General features: G+C 47.8%; 25 protein-coding genes, 1 tRNA gene and 1 pseudogene. 4 read left to right on the forward strand and 23 right to left on the reverse strand.

The features are described 5' to 3' along the window. Positions 1-184: 184 nt before the first annotated feature. A complete protein-coding gene (gene sdaAA / locus Selli1_RS12235) occupies positions 185-1060 on the reverse strand; it encodes an L-serine ammonia-lyase, iron-sulfur-dependent, subunit alpha (protein ID WP_118635497.1) in 876 nt (291 codons plus the stop codon). An 11-nt stretch (positions 1061-1071) separates the two neighbouring features. Beyond that, on the reverse strand, positions 1072-1740 hold the full coding sequence (sdaAB, locus tag Selli1_RS12240; protein WP_087254996.1) for an L-serine ammonia-lyase, iron-sulfur-dependent subunit beta: 669 nt from the start codon (positions 1738-1740) through the stop codon (positions 1072-1074). Between the two features lie 238 nt (positions 1741-1978). Between sdaAB and Selli1_RS12245 the strand changes: the two genes are divergently transcribed. Further along, complete coding sequence (locus tag Selli1_RS12245; protein WP_191437294.1) at positions 1979-2587, forward strand: putative ABC transporter permease; 609 nt, start codon at positions 1979-1981, stop codon at positions 2585-2587. A gap of 104 nt (positions 2588-2691) precedes the next feature. On the opposite strand, the gene asnB is transcribed toward Selli1_RS12245, so the two are convergent. Together asnB and Selli1_RS12255 are read right to left on the reverse strand one after the other, a co-directional pair. Then, positions 2692-4566, reverse strand: coding sequence for an asparagine synthase (glutamine-hydrolyzing) (gene asnB, locus Selli1_RS12250; RefSeq protein WP_191426372.1), 1875 nt, complete (start codon positions 4564-4566; stop codon positions 2692-2694). 65 nt (positions 4567-4631) lie between these two features. After that, on the reverse strand, positions 4632-5360 hold the full coding sequence (locus Selli1_RS12255; protein ID WP_087167181.1) for an NAD-dependent protein deacylase: 729 nt from the start codon (positions 5358-5360) through the stop codon (positions 4632-4634). 166 nt (positions 5361-5526) lie between these two features. Between Selli1_RS12255 and Selli1_RS12260 the strand changes: the two genes are divergently transcribed. Continuing rightward, positions 5527-6420: a YitT family protein gene (locus tag Selli1_RS12260; RefSeq protein ID WP_087167180.1), complete on the forward strand. Its 894-nt coding sequence runs from the start codon at positions 5527-5529 to the stop codon at positions 6418-6420. Positions 6421-6582: 162 nt separating this feature from the next. Here the strand turns inward: Selli1_RS12260 and Selli1_RS12265 are convergent, their stop codons facing one another. The 14 genes from Selli1_RS12265 to Selli1_RS12330 all read right to left on the reverse strand — a co-directional run bounded on the left by Selli1_RS12265 (position 6583) and on the right by Selli1_RS12330 (position 18707). Continuing rightward, positions 6583-7383 (reverse strand): DUF6612 family protein, encoded by an 801-nt coding sequence (locus tag Selli1_RS12265; RefSeq protein WP_281873123.1) that lies wholly within the window; start codon positions 7381-7383, stop codon positions 6583-6585. 148 nt (positions 7384-7531) lie between these two features. Beyond that, positions 7532-7978 carry a MarR family winged helix-turn-helix transcriptional regulator gene (locus tag Selli1_RS12270; RefSeq protein ID WP_087167178.1) on the reverse strand — a complete coding sequence of 149 codons (447 nt, stop codon included), beginning with the start codon at positions 7976-7978 and terminating at the stop codon, positions 7532-7534. 39 nt (positions 7979-8017) lie between these two features. After that, complete coding sequence (locus Selli1_RS12275; protein WP_281873124.1) at positions 8018-9088, reverse strand: NAD(P)H-dependent flavin oxidoreductase; 1071 nt, start codon at positions 9086-9088, stop codon at positions 8018-8020. Between the two features lie 14 nt (positions 9089-9102). After that, positions 9103-10815 carry an acetyl-CoA carboxylase carboxyltransferase subunit alpha gene (locus Selli1_RS12280; RefSeq protein ID WP_281873126.1) on the reverse strand — a complete coding sequence of 571 codons (1713 nt, stop codon included), beginning with the start codon at positions 10813-10815 and terminating at the stop codon, positions 9103-9105. Positions 10816-10827: 12 nt separating this feature from the next. Beyond that, complete coding sequence (locus Selli1_RS12285; protein ID WP_087167176.1) at positions 10828-12162, reverse strand: acetyl-CoA carboxylase biotin carboxylase subunit; 1335 nt, start codon at positions 12160-12162, stop codon at positions 10828-10830. Positions 12163-12197: 35 nt separating this feature from the next. Continuing rightward, a complete protein-coding gene (fabZ, locus tag Selli1_RS12290; RefSeq protein ID WP_087167175.1) occupies positions 12198-12626 on the reverse strand; it encodes a 3-hydroxyacyl-ACP dehydratase FabZ in 429 nt (142 codons plus the stop codon). Positions 12627-12641: 15 nt separating this feature from the next. Continuing rightward, entirely contained in the window at positions 12642-13106 is a 465-nt protein-coding gene (accB, locus tag Selli1_RS12295; protein WP_087255017.1) for an acetyl-CoA carboxylase biotin carboxyl carrier protein, read from the reverse strand. A 12-nt stretch (positions 13107-13118) separates the two neighbouring features. Further along, a complete protein-coding gene (fabF, locus tag Selli1_RS12300) occupies positions 13119-14357 on the reverse strand; it encodes a beta-ketoacyl-ACP synthase II (protein ID WP_281873129.1) in 1239 nt (412 codons plus the stop codon). Between the two features lie 22 nt (positions 14358-14379). Then, on the reverse strand, positions 14380-15114 hold the full coding sequence (gene fabG, locus Selli1_RS12305; RefSeq protein ID WP_087255023.1) for a 3-oxoacyl-[acyl-carrier-protein] reductase: 735 nt from the start codon (positions 15112-15114) through the stop codon (positions 14380-14382). Between the two features lie 50 nt (positions 15115-15164). Further along, positions 15165-16085, reverse strand: coding sequence for an ACP S-malonyltransferase (gene fabD / locus Selli1_RS12310; protein WP_281873131.1), 921 nt, complete (start codon positions 16083-16085; stop codon positions 15165-15167). Continuing rightward, a complete protein-coding gene (fabK, locus tag Selli1_RS12315) occupies positions 16078-17016 on the reverse strand; it encodes an enoyl-[acyl-carrier-protein] reductase FabK (RefSeq protein ID WP_087167170.1) in 939 nt (312 codons plus the stop codon). Before fabK ends, fabD begins: the two co-directional genes overlap by 8 nt. A gap of 97 nt (positions 17017-17113) precedes the next feature. Next, positions 17114-17332 carry an acyl carrier protein gene (gene acpP, locus Selli1_RS12320; protein ID WP_087167169.1) on the reverse strand — a complete coding sequence of 73 codons (219 nt, stop codon included), beginning with the start codon at positions 17330-17332 and terminating at the stop codon, positions 17114-17116. An 80-nt stretch (positions 17333-17412) separates the two neighbouring features. Continuing rightward, positions 17413-18390: a beta-ketoacyl-ACP synthase III gene (locus tag Selli1_RS12325; RefSeq protein ID WP_281873133.1), complete on the reverse strand. Its 978-nt coding sequence runs from the start codon at positions 18388-18390 to the stop codon at positions 17413-17415. A 173-nt stretch (positions 18391-18563) separates the two neighbouring features. Further along, entirely contained in the window at positions 18564-18707 is a 144-nt protein-coding gene (locus tag Selli1_RS12330) for a hypothetical protein (protein WP_171027862.1), read from the reverse strand. A 415-nt stretch (positions 18708-19122) separates the two neighbouring features. On the opposite strand from Selli1_RS12330, the gene Selli1_RS12335 reads away from it, so the two are divergent. Then, positions 19123-19779 carry a TMEM164 family acyltransferase gene (locus Selli1_RS12335; protein WP_087167167.1) on the forward strand — a complete coding sequence of 219 codons (657 nt, stop codon included), beginning with the start codon at positions 19123-19125 and terminating at the stop codon, positions 19777-19779. A gap of 121 nt (positions 19780-19900) precedes the next feature. After that, positions 19901-19984 (forward strand) — tRNA-Leu (locus Selli1_RS12340). A 110-nt stretch (positions 19985-20094) separates the two neighbouring features. On the opposite strand, the gene Selli1_RS12345 is transcribed toward Selli1_RS12340, so the two are convergent. From Selli1_RS12345 to Selli1_RS12365, 5 genes and pseudogenes are all read right to left on the reverse strand, one after another. Then, positions 20095-20397 (reverse strand): type II toxin-antitoxin system RelE/ParE family toxin, encoded by a 303-nt coding sequence (locus tag Selli1_RS12345; protein ID WP_087167166.1) that lies wholly within the window; start codon positions 20395-20397, stop codon positions 20095-20097. Beyond that, a complete protein-coding gene (locus tag Selli1_RS12350; RefSeq protein ID WP_087167165.1) occupies positions 20390-20653 on the reverse strand; it encodes a type II toxin-antitoxin system prevent-host-death family antitoxin in 264 nt (87 codons plus the stop codon). Before Selli1_RS12350 ends, Selli1_RS12345 begins: the two co-directional genes overlap by 8 nt. 228 nt (positions 20654-20881) lie before the next feature. Next, positions 20882-22162, reverse strand: a pseudogene (locus Selli1_RS12355) (6-phospho-beta-glucosidase); the annotation flags it as partial. After that, the gene (locus Selli1_RS12360; protein ID WP_138372565.1) at positions 22063-22686 is read right to left on the reverse strand and encodes a PRD domain-containing protein; all 624 of its coding nucleotides are present in this window, start codon (positions 22684-22686) and stop codon (positions 22063-22065) included. The gene Selli1_RS12360 and the pseudogene Selli1_RS12355, both read right to left, overlap by 100 nt. 180 nt (positions 22687-22866) lie before the next feature. Further along, positions 22867-24507 carry a Na/Pi cotransporter family protein gene (locus tag Selli1_RS12365; RefSeq protein WP_087167162.1) on the reverse strand — a complete coding sequence of 547 codons (1641 nt, stop codon included), beginning with the start codon at positions 24505-24507 and terminating at the stop codon, positions 22867-22869. Positions 24508-24638: the final 131 nt, after the last annotated feature.

A 24638-nucleotide genomic window follows, 5' to 3' on the forward strand; every position in this document is an offset into this window, starting at 1 on the left:
AAGGTGATTTTTGGTGTATAACGATCGACGCGCACCCGCATAGCGGGTGGTTTTTTGTTAAGCGTGCCTACATTTTTCGGAACACGAAAAACTCCATCACGCTTAACTGGCTAAAGCCATATAATCAAAACGGGGGAGGATGCTCCCCCGCTCTTTTCTCCTGCAAAATCCCCCCTGCTCTTCCTTATCTGCCGCAGATCTCACAGCCAAGCGCACATCCGGTCGGTGTTCCCGCACAGCCGCCCATGGCTGTCTCCCTGAGTTCAAATGGAAGACTTTTTCCTACATGATACATGGCCTCCGCCATCTCATCAAACGGAATCACACTTTTCACTCCACTGAGCGCAAGTTCCGCGCAGGTCAGCGCGTTCGCCACTCCGATGGCGTTTCTGCTCTGGCAAGGTGCCTCTACAAGTCCCGCAATCGGGTCGCACACCATGCCGAGAAGATTTGCCATCGCAATGGATGCAGCATCCAGACACATCTGCGGTGTACCTCCCATCATCTCCACTACTGCGCTCGCGGCCATGGCAGATGCTGCTCCGACCTCAGCCTGACAGCCCGCCTCTGCTCCGGACACGGATGCATTGCGCATCAGAATATAGCCGACTGCTGATGCATTGAGAAGTCCTTTTAAGAGCATCTCATCATCTGCCTCCTTTGTATCACGGATGGCAAGCAGAACACCCGGAAGAACACCGGCCGATCCTGCTGTAGGCGCTGCCACGATCAGTCCCATGGAGGCGTTGACTTCCAGTACCGCCATACTGTAGGCAATCGCTCTTGACAGCGGCGTGCCGCACACGGAAGAAGCGGCTCCCTCGTGGTCCGCCACAAGCTTTGCCTCCCCTCCGATCAGACCACCTATCGACTTTTTCGGATTTTTGATCGGCTCTTCCACCGCATTCTTCATAATTCCGAGTGCTTCATAAAGCTTTTCCCTGATCGTTTCTTCCTGCATTCCACCGCAGGTAATCTCTCTTTGTTTCATCACTTCCGAGATCGGAAGCTGTTCCTTTTCACACACTTCAAGAAGTGTCTGTCCTGAAATAAAATCCATCCTGGCTCCTCCTACATCTGTACAAGCATCAGATCCTGTACGTTCTCGTTTTTGTGAATTTCATCCAGAATCTCTTCCGGAATCTGCTCGTCCGACTCCACGATTGTAAAGGCGGTCGCTCCTTTATCCTCGCGGAACAGTCTCATAAACGCGATATTCACTTCATGCCTGCTCAGACACTGGGTAATATGTGCCACTACGCCCGGCTTGTCAATCTGTCGGACAATCAGCGTACTGTACTCGCCTGTAAATTCCACATCAATGCCGTTGATCTGGACAATCTTAATCTTGCCGCCTCCGATGGACTCTCCTCTGACAAACAGACGGTGCCCGTTTACTCCGGTAATATCCATATCCGCTGTGTTCGGATGATCTGTCCTTGTCTCTTCATCAATGACAAACTCGTATTCTACCCCCATCTTTTTGGCCCATTCAAAGGCATCGCGGATTCTGGCGTCATCAGTGTCAAATCCAAGAACTCCGCCTAAAAGCGCCCGGTCCGTCCCGTGCCCATGATACGTCTTGGAAAACGAACCATAAAGTGTAAAGACGACCTTTTTGATCGGTTCCGGACACATTTTGCGCGCCAGAAGCGCCATGGAACATGCCCCTGCTGTATGCGAGCTGGAAGGCCCGATCATATTCGGACCGATCACATCAAAAATACTCAAAAACTTCATACCCATATCCTCCGGTTACTTTCTTTGCTTTCCTTAATATAACATATTTCCGGATTCCTCAAAAGGGATTTCACAAAATCTGCATAGAAGATCGTGAAAATGATCGCACGGATCTTCATAATTTCTTAATTTTCCCCTGAAAATCTTTCGAATATCCTAAGAGTGGCTTTTGTTGTTCTTCGGTTTTATGTTTTACAATGGAACCATAAACAGGAAAGGAAAGAGAGGCGGAAAAGTTATGTTACAGAAATATATGATGGCAAAAGAATTTTATACAACAGAAAAGGCGGGGCTCATTCAGCAGAGTATGCATCGGTACTCCATCTCTTCCTACATCCTGTTTTTCTTTACCTTTTCATTTGCAGGATGGCTCTGGGAAGTCCTTCTGCATGTATTTATCGATCATACTGTTGTAAATCGTGGTGTCCTCTATGGTCCGTGGCTTCCAATTTACGGATTCGGAGGAGTTTTGATTCTCCTCCTGCTCCGCCGCTTTGCCGAAAGACCGCTTCAGGTCTTCCTGATGACCATGCTGACAGCCGGGACGATGGAATTCATCACGGGAACCGTGCTGTGGAAGGTCTATCAGATGCGCTGGTGGGACTACCGGGATTCCCTCATCAATCTCAAAGGGTTTGTCTGTCTGGAAGGGCTGCTTCTCTTTGGAACCGGAGGGCTTGTGATCCTCTATTTCGCGGCGCCGAAATTAAACGTTCGGTACCGGAAACTTCCGGATACATTCCGGACGGTTCTTTGTATCTGTTTTCTTGGCATTTTCATCATCGATGTCATCTTTTCGCTGATGCATCCAAATGCCGGATTCGGGATAACAATTCCAAGGCCATAATACCAGTACGGGAAAAAGAAAAAGTTTTATCACAAAGAAAACCGCTTCACCTGCTGCATCTTCCTTTGCAGCCGTGAAGCGGTCATTTTTTATTTCACTGTGTTTTAGTGCGCGCAGTCTGCCTCGATCTTGTCCAGATCTCCGTTATTGATAAAGTATGCTTTATACCACATCAGGAACGTATAGACTACCCAGATCTGAATGGAATGGGTTACCTTTCCTTCTTTATGTTCTTCCAGAAGCTGCAGAATTTTCTTACGGTTAAAGAATTTTCCTGCTGTCTCGCTCTTGAATTCTTTTTTGATCATTTTGTAATACTGATCTTCTCTCATCCAGTTCGGAAGCGGGCTCGGGAACATGAGTTTCTTTCTCTCCGCGCTCTTCTTGCTGAATTTACGGTCCGCAAGGGCACGGAACGCAAGCTTCGTGTTGGAATCGTTGACCTTGCATTTTGCCGGAATCGTCCGGGCAGTCTTGAATACTTCGATATCCATAAACGGAACACGAAGCTCCAGTGAGTTTGCCATGGACATCTTGTCCGCTTTCAGAAGGATCTCCTGACGCAGCCACATATTGAAGTCCAGATACTGCATCTTGGACACATCGTCCAGATCCGGCACCTTGTCATAAAATTCTTTAGCAATATCCAGCGGATTTCTGCTCTTGTATTTTTTCTTGAGGAACGCATCCCGTTCTTCATATTTGAAGACGTTGCTGTTGCCGATATAACGTTCTTCCACATCCTTGCTTCCGCGGATCAGGAATCCTTTTCCCTTGAATTTCGGAAGTGGTGTGACAACCTTTGCCACTGCCTTTCTGAACCACTTCGGAAGCTTCTGATATCCGCCAAGAGAGATGTTCTCATGGTAGATATTGTATCCGCCGAACATCTCGTCCGCACCTTCTCCGGAAAGTGCTACCTTGAAGTCCTGAGAACAACGGTTGGAGATGTAGTACAGAAGGTTCGCGCTCGGGTTGGCCAGCGGCTCGTCCATGTAATACTGAATCTTCTCCGCATCGTGGAAATATTCTTCAGCAGATACCTTCCGTCCGATATTACGGATGCCAAGCTCGTCTGCCAGTTCCTTTGCGTGAGGCGCTTCGCTGTATTTCTGCTCTACAAAGTCGATCGTAAATGTCGTCAGATCCACCTTGTCCTTCAGTTCATATGCCACGTAGCTGGAATCCACGCCGCTGGAAAGGAAGGAACATACCGGCACGTCTGCGATGATGTGTTTGTTCACGGAATCTTCCAGAACACCGTCCAGCTTATCTGCTACACTCTCGATCGTCTGATTTTCATTGATGTCAAAGGTCGGCTCCCAGTACATCTTCACGTTTACCTTGTCATTTTCACAGGTAAAGTAATGTCCCGGCAGCAGTTTGTATACATTCCTGAAGAAAGTCTCTTCTCCAGGAATACATCCGAATGTCATGAAGTCCGGAAGCTTCTCCTCGAACAACTCTTTCTGGAAATCCGGGTGAGCCAGGAAAGACTTGATCTCGGATCCAAACAGGAACGTGCCGTCCTTATGGTAATAATAAAACGGTTTGATCCCGAAATGGTCTCTTGCGCCGAACAGCGTCTTTTTCTTTCTGTCAAAGATGACAAACGCGAACATTCCTCTCAGTTTTTTAAGCAGTCCTTCCTTGCCCCACTCTTCGTATCCGTGGAGAAGGATCTCAGAATCGGTATGTGTTGTAAATACATGTCCGGCCTGAATCAGCTCTTCTCTGATCCCCTGATAGTTGTAAAGCTCGCCGTTAAAGATCAGCACCAGATTTTTGTCTTCATTGAACATCGGCTGAGACCCGCCTTCCAGGTCGATAATACTAAGTCTGACAAAGCCCAGTCCGACTCCGCCTTCCACGAAGGCATCCTGTGAATCCGGCCCTCTGTGGCGAATCTTATCTGTCATCTTCCGGATCACGGAAGCATCGTACTCTTTCATTCCTGCATAACCTGCAAATCCACACATACTTTTTCTCCTTTATATAAATGTCTCCTGATATCAATATACTAACTTCATTATTTTAGCGAATTTCACTGTGGATTGCAAGAGATTTGTTCCATCACTTTTCCGATCGGTTCCCGGATCACAAGATCCGCCCGGACAGACCGCCCTGTTTCCGCCTTGTTGATCAGCACAAGATACTTTCCGCGGAAGTAGTCGATAAAACCGGCCGCCGGGTAAACGACAAGGGAAGTCCCGCCGATAATCAGCATATCCGCATGAGCGATCGCCTCCACGGAATTCTGGATTGTCTTTGTATCCAGCCCTTCTTCATAGAGCACCACATCCGGCTTGATCATCCCGCCGCAGCTGCATCTTGGAATGCCCTCACTGTTTTTCACATACTCTGCATCATAAAATTTACCGCACTCCATGCAGTAATTTCTGTGAATACTTCCATGCAGTTCATAGACCGTCCGGCTTCCCGCCTTCTGGTGGAGTCCGTCAATATTCTGAGTGACAACGGCGGAGAGCTTTCCTGCCTGCTCCAGTTCGGCCAGTTTCCTGTGGGCCGGATTCGGCTCCGCGTCCAGACAGAGCATCCGGTCCTTATAAAACCGGTAAAATTCCTCCGGATTTCTCAGAAAAAAGGTGTGGCTTATGATTGTCTCCGGTGGATATTTATACTTCATATTGTATAAACCGTCTTCACTGCGGAAGTCCGGAATGTTGCTCTCGGTGGAGACTCCTGCTCCTCCGAAGAATACGATATTCCTGCTCTCATCTATCATCTGCTGAAATTTCCTGATCTCTTCCATGTCCTTCTTCTCCTTTCGTTTCTTTCTCTGCTTTTCCTCGTTTTTCCTTTAGTATAGCACAGTTTCATCATACTGATAAGATTTCCTGATTTTCCGGAAATCTCTTGTTCCCCTTCTTTTCTTCCTGTATACTGATTCGTATCTGAAATAGAAAGGACTGACAGGTATGAATGAGAGCATTTCCAAAAAAGTATTGAATATTATTACAATCTTAATCGGCAACGCCATCTATGCGCTCGGTGTTGTCGTCTTTATTCTTCCAAATGACCTGATCACCGGGGGAACGACTGGTCTTGGAATTGCGTTTGAGCATTATTTTAATATCCCCATTTCCATGTTCGTCTTCTGTTTCAACGCCGTTATGTTCGTGCTTGGAGCAGTTGTCCTTGGAAAAATGTTTGCACTGACAACACTGATCAGCAGTTTCTTTTACCCGATCATTCTCGGTGTATTTGAAAGAATTCCGCAGCTTGCTAATGTCACCAGCGACCGGATGCTCGCAACCGTCTGCGGCGGACTGATGATCGGATTTGCCATCGGAATCGTGATCCGGGCAGGAGCCTCCACGGGAGGAATGGATATTCCACCTCTTGTCCTGAATAAAAAGTTCGGGTTTCCGGTGTCTGTCATGCTCTATCTCTTTGACTTTACGATCCTGATTCTCCAGATGCTCTTCTCCGACAAAGAGCAGATCATCTACGGAATCCTCCTTGTCCTGATCTACACCGTCGTCCTGGACAAAGTACTCCTCACCGGACACGTTCAGACTCAGGTCAAGATCGTAAGTAAAAAGCACAAAGAGATCAATCAGATGATCGTCCAGAAGCTGGACCGGGGCTCCACTATCCTGTACGGGGAAACCGGATATCTTCACACCGATCAGCCGGTAATTATGACTGTCATCTCCAACCGCGAGCTGACAAAGCTCAATCAGGAAGTCAATAAAATTGATCCGGAAGCCTTCATGATTATCTCCCGTGTCAACGAAGTCAAAGGACACGGCTTCTCCAGCGGTAAGATTTACCGGAACAAAAAGACTGCCGCCGTATCCGGAAAATAATAATTTTCTGAACTATTCTCAAATATACAAAATCCGGAAGTCGCTTTGAATGAGACTTTCCGGATTTTTATATTACTCTTTCATCAGTTTATGGAGGCTTTCTTCAGAAAGTTCCAGTTCCTTTGCAATTTGGCTGTCTTCCATACCCTTCTTTCGCTTTTTTTATCCCAGAAGATCCTGTGATACTTCTGTGTAGGAGGACAGATCTTCCGGCAGTGTGATTTCCACCTTTTTACCCGGATCTTTCAGGGTACTTGTCATCTTTGTATTCACGCTGACTTCGCTTCCGCTGATATTCATCAGCAGATCCATATCAACATTACTTTCGATATAATAGCCGTCCGGATTGATCAGATAGGATCCTCCTGCCTTCTCGATTGTAAAATCCGCCGTTTCTGTTCCGGTCTGCATATTGGAAAGAATCTCCTTTGTATAGTTGGTCATCTTCTCCGGATCTCCGGTAAAGGTAAGCCTTGTATTTTCACCTTCTTTTTTCGCCGTCAGCTCCGTCATGGCTTCCGAGGATACTGTGCCGCCCATGCTGTTTTCCACCTGCTCCGTAATCGCTTCCAGATCGTACGGATATTTGAGCTTCCGGCCTGATGTCTCCATATAATAGTAGCCGTCTGTGTAAAATGCAGTCATCTCGATATTCTGCCCGAGGAGTGAGGTCGTCGTCTCCATCTGATACTGTAGATCCGATGTATTGTATCCGGACATCAGCATATCGACATTCATATCGATATCCACCGTCTCTCCGGCCTGCTCCAGCGTCATCTTCGTTCCTATTGTCATGTCCAGATCTGTCAGTTCCCCGTTTTTCTCCACCGCAGCCTGGTAAAGTTCCTGTGGATCCGGTTCTTCCTGATTCTGACTGCATCCTGCTGCCGTCAGAAGACCGATGCAGCAGATTCCTGCAAGAATCCTTTTTCCCATCTTGTTTTCTGTCCGTCGTTTCACCATTTCTTCCCTCCCTTTCTGATTTCAGGCCTTCCGGCCTTTCCAAAATCCTGTCCGTATTTTCTTCCAGTTACGGAAGCAGCCGCAAAACAGCTCTTAAAAGCTGCCCTGCGGCTGTTTTATTCAGTGTACCATCCGGTACAAAAACATGTCAATACTGTTCCCGATAGGATTTGAAAAAGTCGGACAGACTGTCCAGCGTTTTGACGAGAACCGGAATCTCATCCTCTGAGAGGGCGGATACGACTGCTTCCGTCATCTTCCTGTGAAAATCTGCATGATGGTGGTACGCCTTTTCCCCCTTTTTTGTCAGGCGGATATTGACCACTCTTCGGTCCTGGGAACTCCTCTCCCGGACCACATACTTTTTATTGACAAGACTGTTCATGGAGGTGGTAAGAGATCCGACAGTGATTTTCAGTTTTTTTGCGATTGCCGACATATTGTTTCCTTCTCCGAGGCCCACCGCTTCAATAATATGCATATCGTTGTTCGTAATGTCCTTATATTCTTCTGTGATCACTGCTTTTCCTTCCAGCTCCCAGATTTCATTGAACAAATGAACCAGGATTTCGTTGATTGCCCTGTATGCGTCCACGTTTTTTGCTCCTTTACCTGTCTATCTTTCGTCTTGTCCCTATTCTTCTCCCATCAGTGAACCTATCACTTCCCTGACAGTCGTGATCTTCTGCTGTCTGTACGCCTCTTTTCCACAGAAAAGAAGTGCTTCCTCCACATCCCCGCTGGCCGCTGCCACGAGGCGTTCTGTAATGCAGTACGGAATTTCGGACGGATTGCATTTATGAAGACATCCAAGGCATTTCTTCGGAGTAAATTTCTCCCCGTCCATCACTCTTTTCATAAATGGATTTAAGATTGCACGCCCCGGCATTCCTACCGGACTTGTCACAATGCAGATGTCCTCTTCTCCGGCGTTTATGTATGCTTCCTTATAATGGATATCCGCATCACATTCTTCTGTCGTCACAAAAAGGCTCGCCGTCTGCACACCGTCCACGCCAAGCGCCATGGCCGCTTCCACCTTCTCTTTTGTGTCAATGCCGCCGGCCAGGACAACCGGAATCTTTCTTTCATACTTCTCTTCGTACTCCCGCACGGCCTTTAAGATGGACTTTACTTCTTCATTGTATGCCTTATCGTCAAATATCTCAAGCTGTTCTTTCGTAAATCCAAGATGTCCCCCTGCCTTCGGTCCCTCAATCACAAGCAGATCCGGCACCCGGTTGTACTTTCTGTCCCAGTATTTCAAAATGACTCTCGCCGATTTTTCAGTTGAAACAATCGGTGCGATCTTCGTATCGGTTCCCTCCACATAGCGCGGGAGCTCTGTAGGCAGCCCGGCTCCCGAAATAATCAGATCACATCCGATGGCAGCCGCATGCCTTACATACTCCTCGTAATGCTTCAGCGCTACCATGATGTTAAATCCGATCACTCCGTCCGGCGCGGTCTTTCTGGCCTTTTGGTATTCACTTTCCATGGCCCGCAGGTTGGCCTGAAACGGATTTTTTTCAAAATCCGCTTCCCGGAATCCTATCTGCGCATTGGAAATGATCCCCGCCGCGCCCTCTTTTGCAACAGCACCTGCAAGTCCTCCCATGCTGATACCGACTCCCATTCCCCCCTGAATGAGAGGAATTTTGATTTGTTTATCGCCGAGCGAAATCGGCGGCCATTTTGTGTTCACTTTTCGTTCCTTTCCTACATCCGACGGAATCTCCGGTAACGTTTTTCAACCAGAGCATCTGCATCCATCTCCATGTACTCACAAATAAATTTCTTCAGACTTCTGTCCAGTCTGTCTGCCACTTCCTCCAGATTTGCGGAAGTGAAATTATCCGGCTCCGGAATCACCTGCTCGACAATCTCCATGCTCTTTAAATGGTTTGCCGTCAGCTTCATGACCCCCGCCGCCTCTTTTGCCCGTTTGCTGTCTTTCCAGAGAATGGATGCAAATCCTTCCGGAGAGAGGATCGAGTAGATCGAATTTTCCAGCATCCACACTTCATCCGCGGTCGCGATGGCAAGCGCTCCTCCGCTTTCTCCCTCTCCGATCACGATGGATACAACCGGTGTTTTCAAGCCGGACATCTCATAGATATTTCTCGCAATTGCCTCTCCCTGTCCTCTTTCTTCTGCTTCAATTCCGCAGAACGCTCCCGGTGTATCAACAAAACAGATGACCGGGCGGTGGAATTTCTCCGCCTGCTTCATCAGACGCATCGCCTTCCGGTATCCGTCCGGGGAAGGCATTCCGAAATTCCGGAGAATATTTTCTTTTGTCGTTGTGCCCCGTTCCTGCGCAATGACTGTGACCGGCATTCCGTGGAATCTTGCGATTCCTCCGATAATCGCCTTGTCATCTTTGAAATACCTGTCACCGTGCAATTCAATAAAGTCGGTAAACAAGGTGTGAATATAGTCACTTCCTACCGGGCGGTCTTTTCTTCTGGAGATCTGAACCCGCTCCCAGGAGGTCAGCCCTTTATATGGAGCACGTTTTTCCTCTCCTTCGTTCTGACAGCATTCCTGCCGCCAGTCTTCCCCGTTCTCTTCGATTTTATGCATGCTGAGAATAGATGCAAGCACTTCCTTCATCTCTTCCCGCTCTACAATCCGGTCGATGAAACCGTGCTCCAGCAGAAATTCCGATTTCTGGAATCCTTCCGGCAGCTTCTGTCCGATCGTCTGCTCAATGACACGCGGTCCGGCAAAACCGATCAATGCGTTCGGCTCTGCCAGAATGACATCACCAAGCATGGCAAAACTTGCCGTTACTCCGCCGGTTGTCGGATTAGTCAGGACCGAAATGTAGAGAAGCCCGGCATCACTGTGCTTCTTCAGAGCCGCAGATGTCTTTGCCATCTGCATCAGGGAGACAATGCCTTCCTGCATTCTTGCTCCGCCTGAGCAGGCAAAAATGATCACCGGAAGTTTTTCTTCGGTAGCCCGCTCTACAGCACGGGCGATCTTCTCTCCGACTGCCCATCCCATACTTGCCATCATGAAGCGTCCGTCACAGATGCCAAGTACCACTTCATTTCCATTGATCTGCGCTTTCCCGGTCATGACGGCCTCATCAAGATTTGTCTTCTCCTGGAGAGCCTTCACCTTCTCCTCATATCCCGGAAAGCTTAACGGATTGCCCGCATTCAGGCCGTGATCCCACTCTTCAAACGTCCCTTCGTCCGCGATCATCTCCACTCTTCTTCTGGCATGTACCCGGAAGTAATTGTGGCACTTCGGGCAGATATAATAATTGTTCTTGACATCCTCTGTCACAATCGCCGCCTTGCACGCATTACACTTTTTCAGCAGACCTTCCGGCACCTCCGGTTTTCCCTTTTTATCTGAAGTATGAATCGTTATGTAGTTTTTTCGTTCTGTTTTTTTAAACATATTGGATAATTTCATGTCTTTTCACTCCTACAAACGCTCGATAAACTCAATATCAATATTTCCGCTCTGATAATCCGGATGGTTGATCAGTTCGTACAGATAGTCAATATTTGTATCGATTCCTTCGATGATAACCTCCCCGAGGGCACTTCTCATTTTGCTGATCGCTTCCGGTCTTGACTTTGCATGGACAATCAGTTTTGCCAGCATGGAGTCATAATACGGCGGAACTGTATAGCCGCTGTAGATTGCGGAATCGATCCGCACTCCCTTTCCTCCCGGAAGGTAGATATCCGTGATGGTTCCCGGTGACGGGCGGAAGTTCTTTGCCGGGTTTTCCGCATTGATACGGCACTCAATCGCATGTCCGGTCAGTTTGACGTCCTCCTGGCTGATCTTTAAATGCTCCCCGGAAGCAATGCGGATCTGCTCTTTTACCAGGTCAATTCCGGTTACCCACTCGGTTACCGGATGTTCTACCTGAATTCTTGTATTCATCTCCATAAAATAGAAGCTGCCGTTCTTTTCAAGCAAGAACTCGATAGTTCCGGCATTTTCATAATTGGCCGCTTTCGCTGCCTTTACAGCTGCTTCTCCCATCTTCTGACGAAGCTCCTCGCTCAATGCAAGAGACGGAGACTCTTCGATCATCTTCTGATGGTTTCTCTGAATGGAGCAGTCCCTCTCTCCCAGATGGATGACATTGCCATAGTGGTCCGCCAGAATCTGGAACTCAATATGACGCGGATGTTCCACAAAATGCTCGATATACATCATGTCATCGCCGAAGGCTGCCTTTGCTTCTTTCTGGGCTGTCGTAAATGCCTTGGAAAACTCCTCCGGAGTCTTCGCTACACGCATGCCTTTTCCGCCTCCGCCAAGCGCCGCTTTCACGATAACCGGATACCCGATCCGGTCTGCCTCTTCGGCGCCTTTTTCTTCATCGAAGACCGGCTCCGTACTTCCCGGAATGACCGGAACTCCGGCAGATATCATCGTATTTCTTGCCTCGGCCTTGTTTCCGAGTTTCTCTATTACTTCCGCTTTCGGTCCGATAAATGTAATATTGCATTTTTCACAAAGCTCTGCAAACCTGCTGTTCTCGGACAAAAATCCGAATCCCGGATGAATTGCGTCCGCTCCGGTAATCATCGTCGCGCTTAAGATCTTGTCCATGCTCAGATAACTCTCCGAAGAAGGAGCCGGCCCGATGCAGACCGCCTCGTCCGCAAGCTGTGTGTGCAGTGCTTCCCTGTCTGCTTCCGAATATACCGCAACCGTTTCGATTCCCATCTCACGGCACGCACGGATAATCCGTACCGCAATTTCACCCCTGTTTGCAATCAAAACCTTCTTAATCATATCTGCCTCCGACCTCGTTTTTATCTTTTTCTCATCTAGCCGACCATGAAGGTCAGTTCTGCGCTCACAACGACTTTACCGTCCACGCTTGCGATCGCTTCCCCGACACCAACCGGTCCTTTCTGTTTGATGATCCTTGTTTCCAGTTTGACTTTGTCTCCCGGAACAATTTTTCCTTTAAATTTACATTTGTTGATTCCGCCAAAGTATGCGATCTTTCCTTTGTTTTCTTCTTTGCTCAGGATCGCAACCGCTCCGACCTGCGCCAGAGCCTCTACAGTCAGAACACCCGGCATTACCGGTTCCTGCGGAAAATGTCCCCGGAAGAAATCCTCCCGGAATGTCACACATTTATAACCTGTCGCGAATTCACCCGGTTCGTAATCTTCGATATAATCTACCAGAAGAAACGGGTGGCGGTGCGGCAGAATTGCTTCGATCTCTTTAATTCCCAGATGTTTCATCCTGTTTCACCTCAATTATCTGATCCGGAACAGAGGCTGTCCATATTCTACGCCCTGTGCGTTTTCCACAAGAATTTCCTCCACTGTTCCGTCATATTCACTTTCGATTTCATTCATCAGTTTCATAGCTTCCACGATGGCAAGGACCTGCCCTTTCTTCACCGTGTCGCCCACCTTCACATACGGATCTGCATCCTCGGACGGTGCCGCATAGAAAGTTCCGACAAGCGGGGATGTTACAACCTTGCCTTTCTGCACATCCGGTTCTTCAGAAGCTTCGATCGCCGCTTTCGTTTCCTGTGCGGTAATCACTGCTCCCTGTACCGCAGCCGGGGCTGTCGTCTGCGCGTCAGCCGCAACAACCTTGACACTGCTTTCTTTTCCCATTTTGATACAGACACTCTCTGTCTCATATTTGAACTCTGTAAGCTTTGAATCCGAAACCGTGTTAATCAGTTTTAAAAGCTGTTCCAGCTCCATGTCTACACTCTCCTATTCTTCGTATTTTTTGATCAGAAGGGTCGCATTGTGTCCGCCAAATCCAAGAGAATTACTCATGGCATAGCGGATTTCCTTCTCAACCGGTGCACCGACTGCATAGTTTAAGTCACATTCTTCATCGACATTTTCTGTTCCCACTGTCTGGTGGATAAATCCTTCTTCCACGGATTTTACGATCGTTACGAACTCCACTCCGCCTGCTGCTCCGAGCAGATGTCCGATCATGGACTTGGTAGAGTTGACAACCACATCTTTTGCCGCATCTCCGAGCGCGGATTTGATGGCGATTGTCTCAAACAGATCGTTGTGGTGTGTACTTGTTCCGTGTGCGTTGATATAAGTTATATCCTCCGGTTTTACGCCTGCCTCTTTCATGGCATCTGTCATGGCACGTGCCGCACCGCTTCCGTCTTCAATCGGGGAAGTGATGTGGTAAGCATCGCCTGTCGCACCGTATCCTACCACTTCTGCGTAAATCTTTGCCCCCCTTGCTTTTGCGTGCTCCAGCTCTTCCAGAACAACAATACCGGCTCCCTCACCGAGAACGAATCCGCTTCTGTCCTTGTCAAACGGAATGGATGCCCGCATCGGATCATTGGATGTGGTCAGTGCGGTCAGAGCAGTAAATCCTGCCACACCTGTCGGACAGATGGCGCTTTCCGTACCGCCTGCGAACATCACTTCCGCATCCCCGTACTGAATGGCACGGAATGCATCTCCGATACAATGGGTTCCGGATGCACATGCTGTCACAACGTTTGTACATTTTCCTCTTGCACCAAGCTGAATGGAGACATTTCCTGCCGCCATGTTGGAGATCATCAGAGGCACCATCAGCGGATGTACCCTGTTTGGTCCTTTTTCCACAATCTTTGTATATTCTCTTTCTACAGTCTGCAGGCTTCCGATTCCGGACCCTACAATGACTCCGACACGGAACGGATCTTCCTGTTCCATATCGATGGCCGCATCTTTACATGCTTCCAGCGCAGCAGCCACCGCATACTGCGAAAATGTTTCCATTCTCTTTGCCGCTTTAAAATCCATATAGTTTTTCGGCTCGAAATTCTTAACCTCGGCCGCAATCTTCACTTTATAATCAGAAGTGTCAAACTTCGTAATCTCTCCGATTCCGACTTTTCCCGCTTTGACTCCTTCCCAGAATTCCGGTACGCTGTTTCCGATCGGAGTGATCGCTCCCAGTCCTGTTACAACTACTCTTCTCTTCATATTTCGTCTCCTTCTTCGCTTTTTACATTCCGCCGTCTACACAGATGACCTGTCCGGTGATATACCGTGCGTCATCCGATGCCAGAAACGCCGCTGTCTTTGCGATGTCTTCCGGCTGTCCGAATGTACCGAACGGAATCTGCGCTTTCGCTGTTTCTTTCACTTTCTCCGACAATACTTCCGTCATTTCTGTCTCAATAAATCCCGGCGCGATGGCATTGACCGTGATGTGGCGGGAAGCAAGCTCTTTTGCGCATGCTTTCGTAAGTCCGATGATTCCCGCCTTGGATGCAGCATAGTTTGCCTGTCCCGCATTTCCATACACCCCTACGACAGAGGAAAGGCTGATGATGCGTCCGCTTCTCTGCTTGAGCATCTGTCTGGAAGCAAACCGGATACAGTTAAATGCTCCCTTTAAGTTCGTGTCTACAACAGCATCAAAATCTTCTTCACTCATCTTCATCAGAAGTCCGTCTCTTGTGATTCCTGCATTGTTTACCAGGATGTCCACCCGTCCGTAGGTGCTGATAATCTCCTGGAACATTTCCTCGCAGGCTTTAAAATCGGCTACGTTGCACTGTCTGATCTCGGCTTTATTTCCCTCCGCCTCGATCTGTGCCTTCACCTCTTCCGCTTTTTCTCTGGAGCCGTTGTAGTTGACAATCACAAGTGCCCCTCTTCTTGCAAGCTCCATCGCGATCGCCTTTCCAATGCCTCTTGATGCTCCTGTCACTACTGCTACTTTCTGCTCTGTCATACTCTATACTCCTTACGTATATCAAATTTCAGACCGCTTCGGATCTGATCTTATTTCAGCGCTTCTGCTACTTTTTCCACGTCTTCCCATGTTCCGATATTGTACATGGCAACGTCACGGCTGATCTTTCTCATAAATCCGGCCAGTGTTTTTCCCGGTCCGATTTCCACGAAAGTGTCTACACCTTCCTCGATCATCTTCCGGATGCTCTGCTCCCATCTTACAGATGAGGATACCTGCTGTCCCAGAAGGCCTTTGATCTCTTCTTCGTTTTGTATATATTCCGCTGTCACATTGGTCACATACGGAATCTCAAGCTTGTGGATTTCTACGTTTTCCAGTTCTTTTAACAGCTCTTCTCCTGCACTTTTCAGAAGCGGTGAGTGGAACGGTCCGCTGACATTGAGCATTACAACACGTTTTGCCCCTGCCGCTTTCAGCTTTTCCGATGCGTCTTCCACACCGGCAGTCACTCCGGTAATTACAATCTGTCCCGGACAGTTGTAGTTTGCGATCGTTACGCCTTCGATGTCCTCAATCACTTCTTCGATGGCTGATGCTTCCATTCCAAGAACTGCCGCCATGGCTCCCTCACCTGCCGGCACTGTATTCTGCATCAAAATTCCTCTTTTACGCACTGTGCGGATTGCGTCCTCCCCGGACATGCCGCCCGCAACAGCAATGGCGCAGTATTCGCCAAGGCTTAATCCCGCTGTGACGTCCGGCCTGATGCCGTGTTCGCTTACCACTTTTGTCATGGCAAGACAGGTTGTCACAAGCGCCGCCTGCGTGTACTCTGTCAGATCCAGTCTGTCGTTCTCCTCGAAGCACAGTTCCTTCATGTCGAGATCCAGAATTTCGGATGCTCTGTCAAATACGGCTCTTGCGCTTTCGCTGTTTTCATAAAAATCCTTGCCCATTCCTGCTTTCTGGGCTCCCTGTCCAGGGTAGATAAATGCTATCTTACTCATAGAATCCCGCTCCTTTGATAAGTGCATCTGTCTCGCTTACCAGCTTCTCGATAAACTCTTTACAGGTCAGCACTTCTTTGAACATCGCCGCGCTCTGTCCTGCCATCACGCTTCCTGTTACGACGTCTCCGTCTACGACTGCTCTTCTCAAGCCGCCCAGCGTCATCTGTTCCAGTTCCTCAAATGTCGCGCCTTCCTGTTCTTTTTTGATGTATTCTTTTGCCATCTGGTTTCTGAGTACACGTACCGGGTGTCCTGTGGAACGTCCGGTTACACGGGAATCAATGTCTTTTGCCTTGATAATGCTGTTTTTATAATTTTCATGAACCTGGGATTCTTTTGTAACAACAAATCCGGTTCCAAGCTGCATTCCTCTTGCGCCAAGCATAAATGCCGCTGCCATGCCGCGTCCGTCTGCAATTCCTCCTGCTGCGATGACCGGAATGTTGACTGCGTCAACCACCTGCGGCACGAGAACCATCGTTGTATTTTCACCGATGTGTCCGCCTGCTTCTGTTCCCTCTGCCACGATGGCATCTGCTCCGCAGCGCTCCATTCTCTTTGCCAGAGCCACGCTTGCTACAACCGGGATGACCTTTACGCCTGCTTCCTTCCACATTTTCATGTATTTTTCCGGGCTTCCGGCACCGGTTGTCACGACTTTGACGCCCTCTTCCACGATGACTTTTGCCACGTCGTCGGCATACGGGCTCATCAGCATGATGTTCACTCCAAACGGTTTGTCAGTCAGCTCTTTTGCTTTTCTAACCTGATCTCTTACCCAGTCTGCCGGAGCGCTTGCCGCACCGATCAATCCAAGTCCGCCTGCATTGGATACAGCCGCTGCAAGTTTATGTTCTGCCACCCAGGCCATTCCGCCCTGAATGATCGGATATTCAATACCCAGGATCTCTGTAATTTCTGTCTTCATCCCAATATCCCTTCCTTATCTGTTTTCCAGCAATATGTTTCTGCCACCCGGCCTTCGCCAAAAAGGCACCTGACCGGATGGCAGTAAAGATGCGTTATTATTTGCTTAAGTAATCTACTACTTCACCGATCGTTGTAAGCTGCTCCAGATCTTCTGTAGGAATTTCTTTTCCGTATTCTTCTTCCAGTGCCATTACCATTTCAAACAGGTCCAGAGAATCTGCTCCAAGATCATCTTTGAAAGATGTCTCCTCTGTCAGTGTATTGATGTCTGCTCCAAGATTTTCTGCTACGATTTCTTTTACTTTTTCTAACATAGTGGTAGTCTCCTTTTACTTTTCATTTTCTTTTTTCATGTTTTCTATTGTAATCCGGCCTTTGCCGGTAATTACCTGTATTACCATTCCAGAATGGATGCTCCCCAGGAGAGTCCTGCTCCAAATCCTGCAATCACGATTTTCTGCCCTTTTTCAAGCCGTCCGTCCCGGTTCATCTCATCGAGGAGAATCGGAATGCTCGCGGATGAGGTGTTGCCGTACTCCTGCAGATTCATCGGAAATTTCCCGATGTCTGTCTTCAGGCGTTTTGCAACAGATTCCACAATCCTTTTGTTGGCCTGATGAAGGATGAACCAGTCGATATCCTCCGTTCCAAGCCCTGCCTTGTCAAGCACCTCCGTCACAATCTGCGGAACACTCTTGACTGCAAACTGGAATACGCCTCTTCCGTCCATACTGATGTAAGTATCCTTCGGTGTCTCTCCGGTCTTCTTAAACGCTTCCACAAACTCCGATGAAAATCTGCTCCTGCAGACAAGTGCGTCTCCCCTGCATCCATCGGAATGTGCTGCCGGAAGATATGCTGTTCCTTCCGCTGCCCGGATCACTGCCGCGCCTGCGCCGTCACCGAACAGGATGCAGGTACCCCGGTCAGTCCAGTCCACCATAGAAGACAGCGTCTCAGTTCCAATAGCCAGAATCGTCTTGTAAAATCCTGCCGCAATGTAGGCCTGCGCGCTCTGGTATGCGAAGACAAATCCCGTGCAGGCTGCCTGCATGTCATATCCCGCCGCATTCACCGCCCGGATCTCTTTTTGCACCTCACAGGCTACGCTCGGGAAGATTACGTCCGGCGAAGAAGATGCGACAAGAATCAGATCGATCTCCTCCGGAGAGACCCCGGCGTTTTCCAGTGCCCTCTTTGCCGCCTCCGCCGCCATGAAAGAGGCGGTCTCATGCTCTGCGATGTGGCGGTTTCTCACGCCGGTCCGTTCACGGATCCACTCGTCATTCGTCTCAACCATCTCAGACAGGTCATTATTGCTCAAAATTTTAGGCGGGATATAAGATCCCGTCCCGCATATTTTTCCTATCATATGTTTTCTCCAAACTTTTATTTTGAACTTAAAATACTTTGATAATCAAACTATATTACACAAATGCCCGGTTGTCAACCCTGTTTTTACATTACTCCCCTGTCTGCCCTCTGTTTTCCCTTTGCGGACAGCCCGCTTTTTTCTGACTGTGCCTGATCAAAGAACCGCTGCTTTTAAGCGCCTTCCCCTTTTATTTCCTCTCGAAGTCTTGCAATTCTGCGTTTGATCTTGCGGCAGATGTAAAAATTGTCCCTGTCGTTTGATTCCAGCCGGTTAAGACGGTCTTCCAGCAATTTGATTTTATGTAACTGTTCCATATGATTTCGTCCTCACTTTCCTGTTAGAATAAAGAGTTCCGCCTGCGGAACTCTCGCGCCGAGCGCGGTCGCTTTAGCAACAAATTTCTGCTTTGCGCGAGTGCGCATCCCGCGGAGCGTTTTTATTTAACAGGGAACGAAGATTCCTGTTAAATAAAAAAAGTGCGCCCGGTTATCTCTTACAAATAACCGGGCGCACCCGACATCTTCTCTGATCCCGCAGCTGCGGCCGCGTATCCTCAGATGATCCTGTTTTATTTTATCGTATCCTTCTTTGATCAGGCACCCTCATTATAATACTTATATCTTTTCTGTCAACCATTTTTTCACCTGCTCTTCTTTTTGTATATTGTGGTAAAATATTCTTATACTATTTCAGTATGAATTCATACGAAAACGGGAGGAGGAATGTTGTATGAGAGGTCTCCGGTCTTTGGACCGTTCGGAACGCTTTCTTTTTTATACAGGGCTTGTGATGGCGGCAAGCGAGATCTGGAAACAGTGGACTCTGACTTTCGTTCTCGGCGGCGGAAGCTACAACTGGTGGTACTTTCCATTTCAGCTCTGCTCCGTTCCGATGTATCTGCTTTTGCTTCTTCCTGTTGTCCATGCTTCCCGCCTCCGCCGGATCTTTCTTACCTTTTTAATGGACTTTTCTCTTCTTAGCGGAATCGGAGCCTTTCTCGATACGAGCGGAATGCACTACCCGCTTCCTGCGCTCACGTGCCATTCCTATCTGTGGCATCTGCTCCTGATTGCCGTGGGGATCTTCTGCGGTCTTTCCGCCATCAGCGATCATACCTGGCATGGCTTTTCCTCCTCTGTCATCCTGTTTGCGGTTCTCTGTAGTGCTGCCACGGTCATCAATCTTACAATCGGACGGACGCACGACATCGATATGTTCTATATTAGTCCGTACTATCAGATGTCCCAGGTCATCATTTCGGATCTGACCCGCGGATTTCCAAATCCGGTCCGGATCCTCTGCTATCTTGCCGTTATTGTTTTCGGCGCGTTTCTTCTGCATCTGTTCTGGCAGCATCTCTTTCTTGTGCGGAACAGGAAAAAATAACCGGCAGCGGCATCCAGGATGCCCAAAATGCAGTAGAAAACCGCCTACCAAAAAAATTTTTAAATTTTTTCAAAAAGTATTTGCAAAAAGAACAATTATATGATATAGTATCTTTTGTCAGGCGGATATGGCGGAATGGGCAGACGCGCTAGATTCAGGTTCTAGTCCTCGCGAGGGGGTACAGGTTCAAGTCCTGCTATCCGCATTGATAACAAAGAAGAGATAGTTGGTTGTCAGCTATCTCTTTTTTATATTCTTTACAAAAGTTTATATACAGAAGTAGAGCCAAAGTCTTTTCATTACTCTGGCTCTTCCTTATACATTCCGTCCCTGATACTGTACGGTCACAACATAGACGGTTTTACTTGATTCATCAATTTTGAAGATGGCAATATAATTATCTATCAGTAATTGCCGGTATCCTTTTCCGGCGTATCTTCCTTCGCTCCGTTCTTGATGCGACTGCGGGAAAGTTTCTAATTTCTTTAATGCCGCCCAAATTCGGTCTGTCTGTCCTTTCGCATTTTCCGGTGATAACTTTTCCAAAGCAATGTAGGAAAAAATATCATCAATTTCTCGAAATGCCTGTTGGTTTAATCTGACTTTATATTTATCCATAATATTTTCTATTCAGTTTCTCAAATGCTTCATCGAGATCAATAGAAGCGCCGCCTTCTTCCATTTCTTTTTCGGATTCATAGATTGCCTGATCGATCCGGTTGCTTTTTGCAAATTTATCATATAATTCACTGCTCATTACGACCAGATCACTGTATCCGTTTTTGGTAATAAAAATCGGTTCCTGTATCTTATGAGCAATATCCGATATCTCACTTGTATTGCGGAGATCTTTAATTGGCATAATAACTGGCATAATATCAGCTCCTTTCTTCCTTTAACATGATTATAGCATAATTATGTCGAAAGGTACACTCAATTATTCGCCTGCTTCTGAATTCGTATAAAATTAGAATCCCTCAGCGGAATCAGGTCGCTTCTCCCCTCATCGCCCGTTCCAGGAAAAAAGACCCGAAGACGCAGGGCATATCCACACTGCCGTCTCCGGGCCGGTGTTGTTTCGTTCTATGTTGTTTACTTTCTTTTACGCTTTCAGCGGCTCCAGATTTTCTCCATTGGACTCGATCACCTGTTTATACCAGTAAAAGCTCTTTTTCCGGTAACGTGCAAGAGTGCCGCTTCCATCATCTTTCCGGTCTACATAGATGAAGCCGTAGCGCTTGCTCATCTCCCCGGTTGATGCGCTGACCAGATCGATACAGCCCCAGGTCGTATAGCCAAGCAGTTCCACGCCGTCTTCTTCCACGGCCGCCTTGAATGCCTCGATGTGGGCCTTCAGATACTCGATCCGATAGTCGTCATCCACCGTCCAGGACCCTTTGCCGTCCGGAATCAGCTCATCCTTCGCGCCGAGTCCGTTTTCTACGATAAAAAGTGGTTTCTGGTAGCGGTCGTAAAGTGTATTCATCGTCGTACGCAGTCCAAGAGGGTCGATCTGCCAGCCCCACTGAGAGGATGGAAGATACGGATTCTTTGTCCCTTTGAAGGCATTTCCGATGGTCTCGCCTACGTTTTCCTGTGTTGTAATGCACCTGGAAGAATAATAGCTGAAGCTGATGAAGTCCACCGTATGTTCCCGCAGAATCTCTTCATCTTCCGCTGTCATGCCAAGGTCGATGTTCTTCTTCTCAAAGAGCTTCTTTGCGTAGTTCGGATAATATCCTCTGGCCTGCACATCGATAAAGAGCATGTTTTCCCGGTCTTTTCCGAGAGCCGCCCAGACATCTTCCGGCCTGCAGCTGTACGGGTAATAGTTTCCTGCCGCCATCATACAGCCCACCTTGTTTTCCGGATCAATCTCATGTGCAATCTTTGTCGCCCAGGCACTAGCCACCAGTTCATGATGGGCGCTGATATATTTCGCTTGTTCCTGATCTTCCCCTTCCTCAAACTGAAGTCCCGCTCCCATAAAAGGAAGATGGAGAATCATATTGATTTCATTGAAGGTGATCCAGTATTTAACGAGACCCTTGTACCGGGTAAAGAGCACGGTCACAAGCTTTTTGTAAAGCTCGATCAGCCGTCTGTTCTTCCATCCGCCGTACTCCCGGATCAGATGCATCGGACAGTCAAAATGGGTGATCGTCACAAGAGGCTCAATTCCGTATTTCTTACATTCCCGGAATACGTCCTCGTAAAAGGCAAGGCCCGCCTCGTTCGCCTCCGCTTCATCTCCCTTTGGGAAAATTCTGGACCATCCGATGCTCATACGGAATGTCTTAAATCCCATTTCCGCGAACATGGCGATATCTTCTTTATAATGATGGTAGAAATCAATTCCTTCCAGAGCCGGGTAATCTTCATCATCTCCTGCGTGTGGCCCATATCGTGAAAGTCCATCGACGCATTGACCAGATGCATGGCGATAAATCCCGCCTCATCCTCCGGAAGAAGTACTCCTGTTTTCCGCTCAATGATGTTCAACGATTCCATCCCGATCTGATATTCGTGATTGTAAAACCGTTTGATCTCCGTAAGCAGGGCATTCTGAATCGGAATTCCGCCTTTCGACCGCTGAATCGCGAAATGGATGTGGTCACAGAGATTCAGATACAGATAATTGCTGAGCTGCTTTCCAAGGGAAATCGTCGCATACTCCACGATCTCGTTGGTTGCCTGGATACATTCAAGGGGCATGGAAGAAAACAGTTCCTCCATGTGCTGTCTTTCCTCTTTCTGAAGCACATAAACTTTTTCCACTTTCCCGTCATCAATATACTCTCCCGGCTTTTTCTTAAAGCCGATTCCGCACCCCATTACAAGGACTTCCTGTCCTTTTTCATCATGGGATCTGATCAGATTGTTGTTAATCACTTTATCAACCTGCATTCTTACGATCCGCCCTCCTACATAAAATGCACAAAAAATAGGCTATACCGCTCCCACATTTTAACTCAAATGTGTACAATCGGTATAGCCTGCTTTACCAGTAACAATCCTTTTATACAAGGCCAGTATAGCATCCAACCTTGTTTTTGTCAATTATGAATAAAAGTTTTATGCACCTTTTTACGCCCCGACTTTTCCAAGTCCCATTTCCTGTCCGATATTCAGAATATGATCTCCGATCCGTTCAAAATCCGTAAGCATCTCGGAATACAGAATACTGACCTCTTCATCCTGTTTTCCCTGCTGCATCCGGTCGATCTGTCCCTGGCGGAAGCTTTCTGTCATGTCGTCTATCCTCTGTTCCGCCTCTTCGATCCTCTTCACGATCTCTGTGTCTCCCTTCTTGACATCGCTTAAAATCTCAAGCGCATCAAGACTTGCTTTCTTCATCTGGCGGATCTCCTCCATCTCGGTACTGGAAAATACAATGCCCTTTTCTTCCATCATCTGTGTGTACTCACACAGATTTGTCGCATGGTCTCCAATTCTCTCCAGATTACCGCATACTTTGAACAGAGCACTCATGTATCTGGCATCTTTCTGGTTTGTCTCATTGACAATCGTCTTGGAAATATATTTGCAGATCTCTTTATTGAGGAAGTCGATGTACTCTTCTTTTTCATCTACCTGCGCAAGGAGGGCGGTGGAACCATCCAGCACCGCATCAAAACTCAAGTGCACGTTTTCCTTTGTCATCTGAAGCATCCGTTCTACTTCTTTCTGAACTCCTGTCAAAGCGATTGCGGAAGTACCGATATGGTTTTCCCTCTTCGTATCAACCGGGCGGATGTATTCCAGATGCATCCCTTCCACTTTCTCTTCTTTCTTATCCGGAAGAACCTTCTCGGCAAAGGATGCCAGATAGTTTCCAAACGGAATCAGAAGAATGGTGGTGACAATATTAAACAACGTATGCATGTTGGCAATCTGCCCCGCCACATTGGTCGGCGTCCAGCTTTCCACCAGAGACGTAAGCGGCGTCAGAATACAGACAGTTGTAAAAATGATCGTTCCGATGATGTTGAATGTCAGATGGATGATCGTCGTACGCTTTGCGTTCCGGCTTGTCCCGATGGATGCAAGCACCGCCGTAATACAGGTACCGATATTCTGTCCAAAAAGAACAAACACCGCGCTCGGAAGTCCGATCAGACCGTTTGATGCCAATGCCTGCAGAATACCAACAGACGCGGAAGAAGACTGAATAATCGCCGTAAACACCGCTCCGGCAAGAATACCAAGCACCGGATTTGAGAATTTTGTCATAAGGCTTACAAAAGCCTCCGAATCACGAAGCGGCATCATGGATGAGCTCATCATCTCCATACCAAGGAAGAGTACACCAAGTCCTGCTACAATCAGACCGTAATTATGTACCTTCGGACTTTTAATGAAAAGAATCAAAGCCACTCCAAGAAAAGCGATCAGCGGAGCAATCGCCCCAATGTCAAGCGCAATCAGCTGTCCTGTAATTGTCGTACCGATATTTGCACCCATGATGATCCATACAGCCTGTCTCAGTGTCATCATGCCCGAATTTACAAATCCTACTACCATAACCGTGGTTGCCGATGACGACTGGATCACGGCTGTCACTCCCGCTCCTACCAGGACGCCCAGAAAGCGGTTGGCTGTCAGCCTTTCCAGGATTCGTTTCATCTTGTTTCCGGCGGCTGCTTCAAGCCCGGAACTCATCATCTGCATTCCGTAAAGGAACAAAGCGAGTCCTCCAAGCAGGCCAAAAAAGTCTGTCAACTTCATTTCTCTTTTCCTCCATAAAAGTTGAATTTTCCTCTCGATTTTACAAAATGCTAACTTATTTTTAACATTCCATTTATATATTTACTAGAAACCGCGAAAATACGCAATAGGTTATACGAAAAATTAACATG

The sequence above is a fragment of the Sellimonas catena genome (genome assembly GCF_027924685.1).
Taxonomy (GTDB): Bacteria; Bacillota; Clostridia; order Lachnospirales; family Lachnospiraceae; genus Sellimonas; species Sellimonas catena.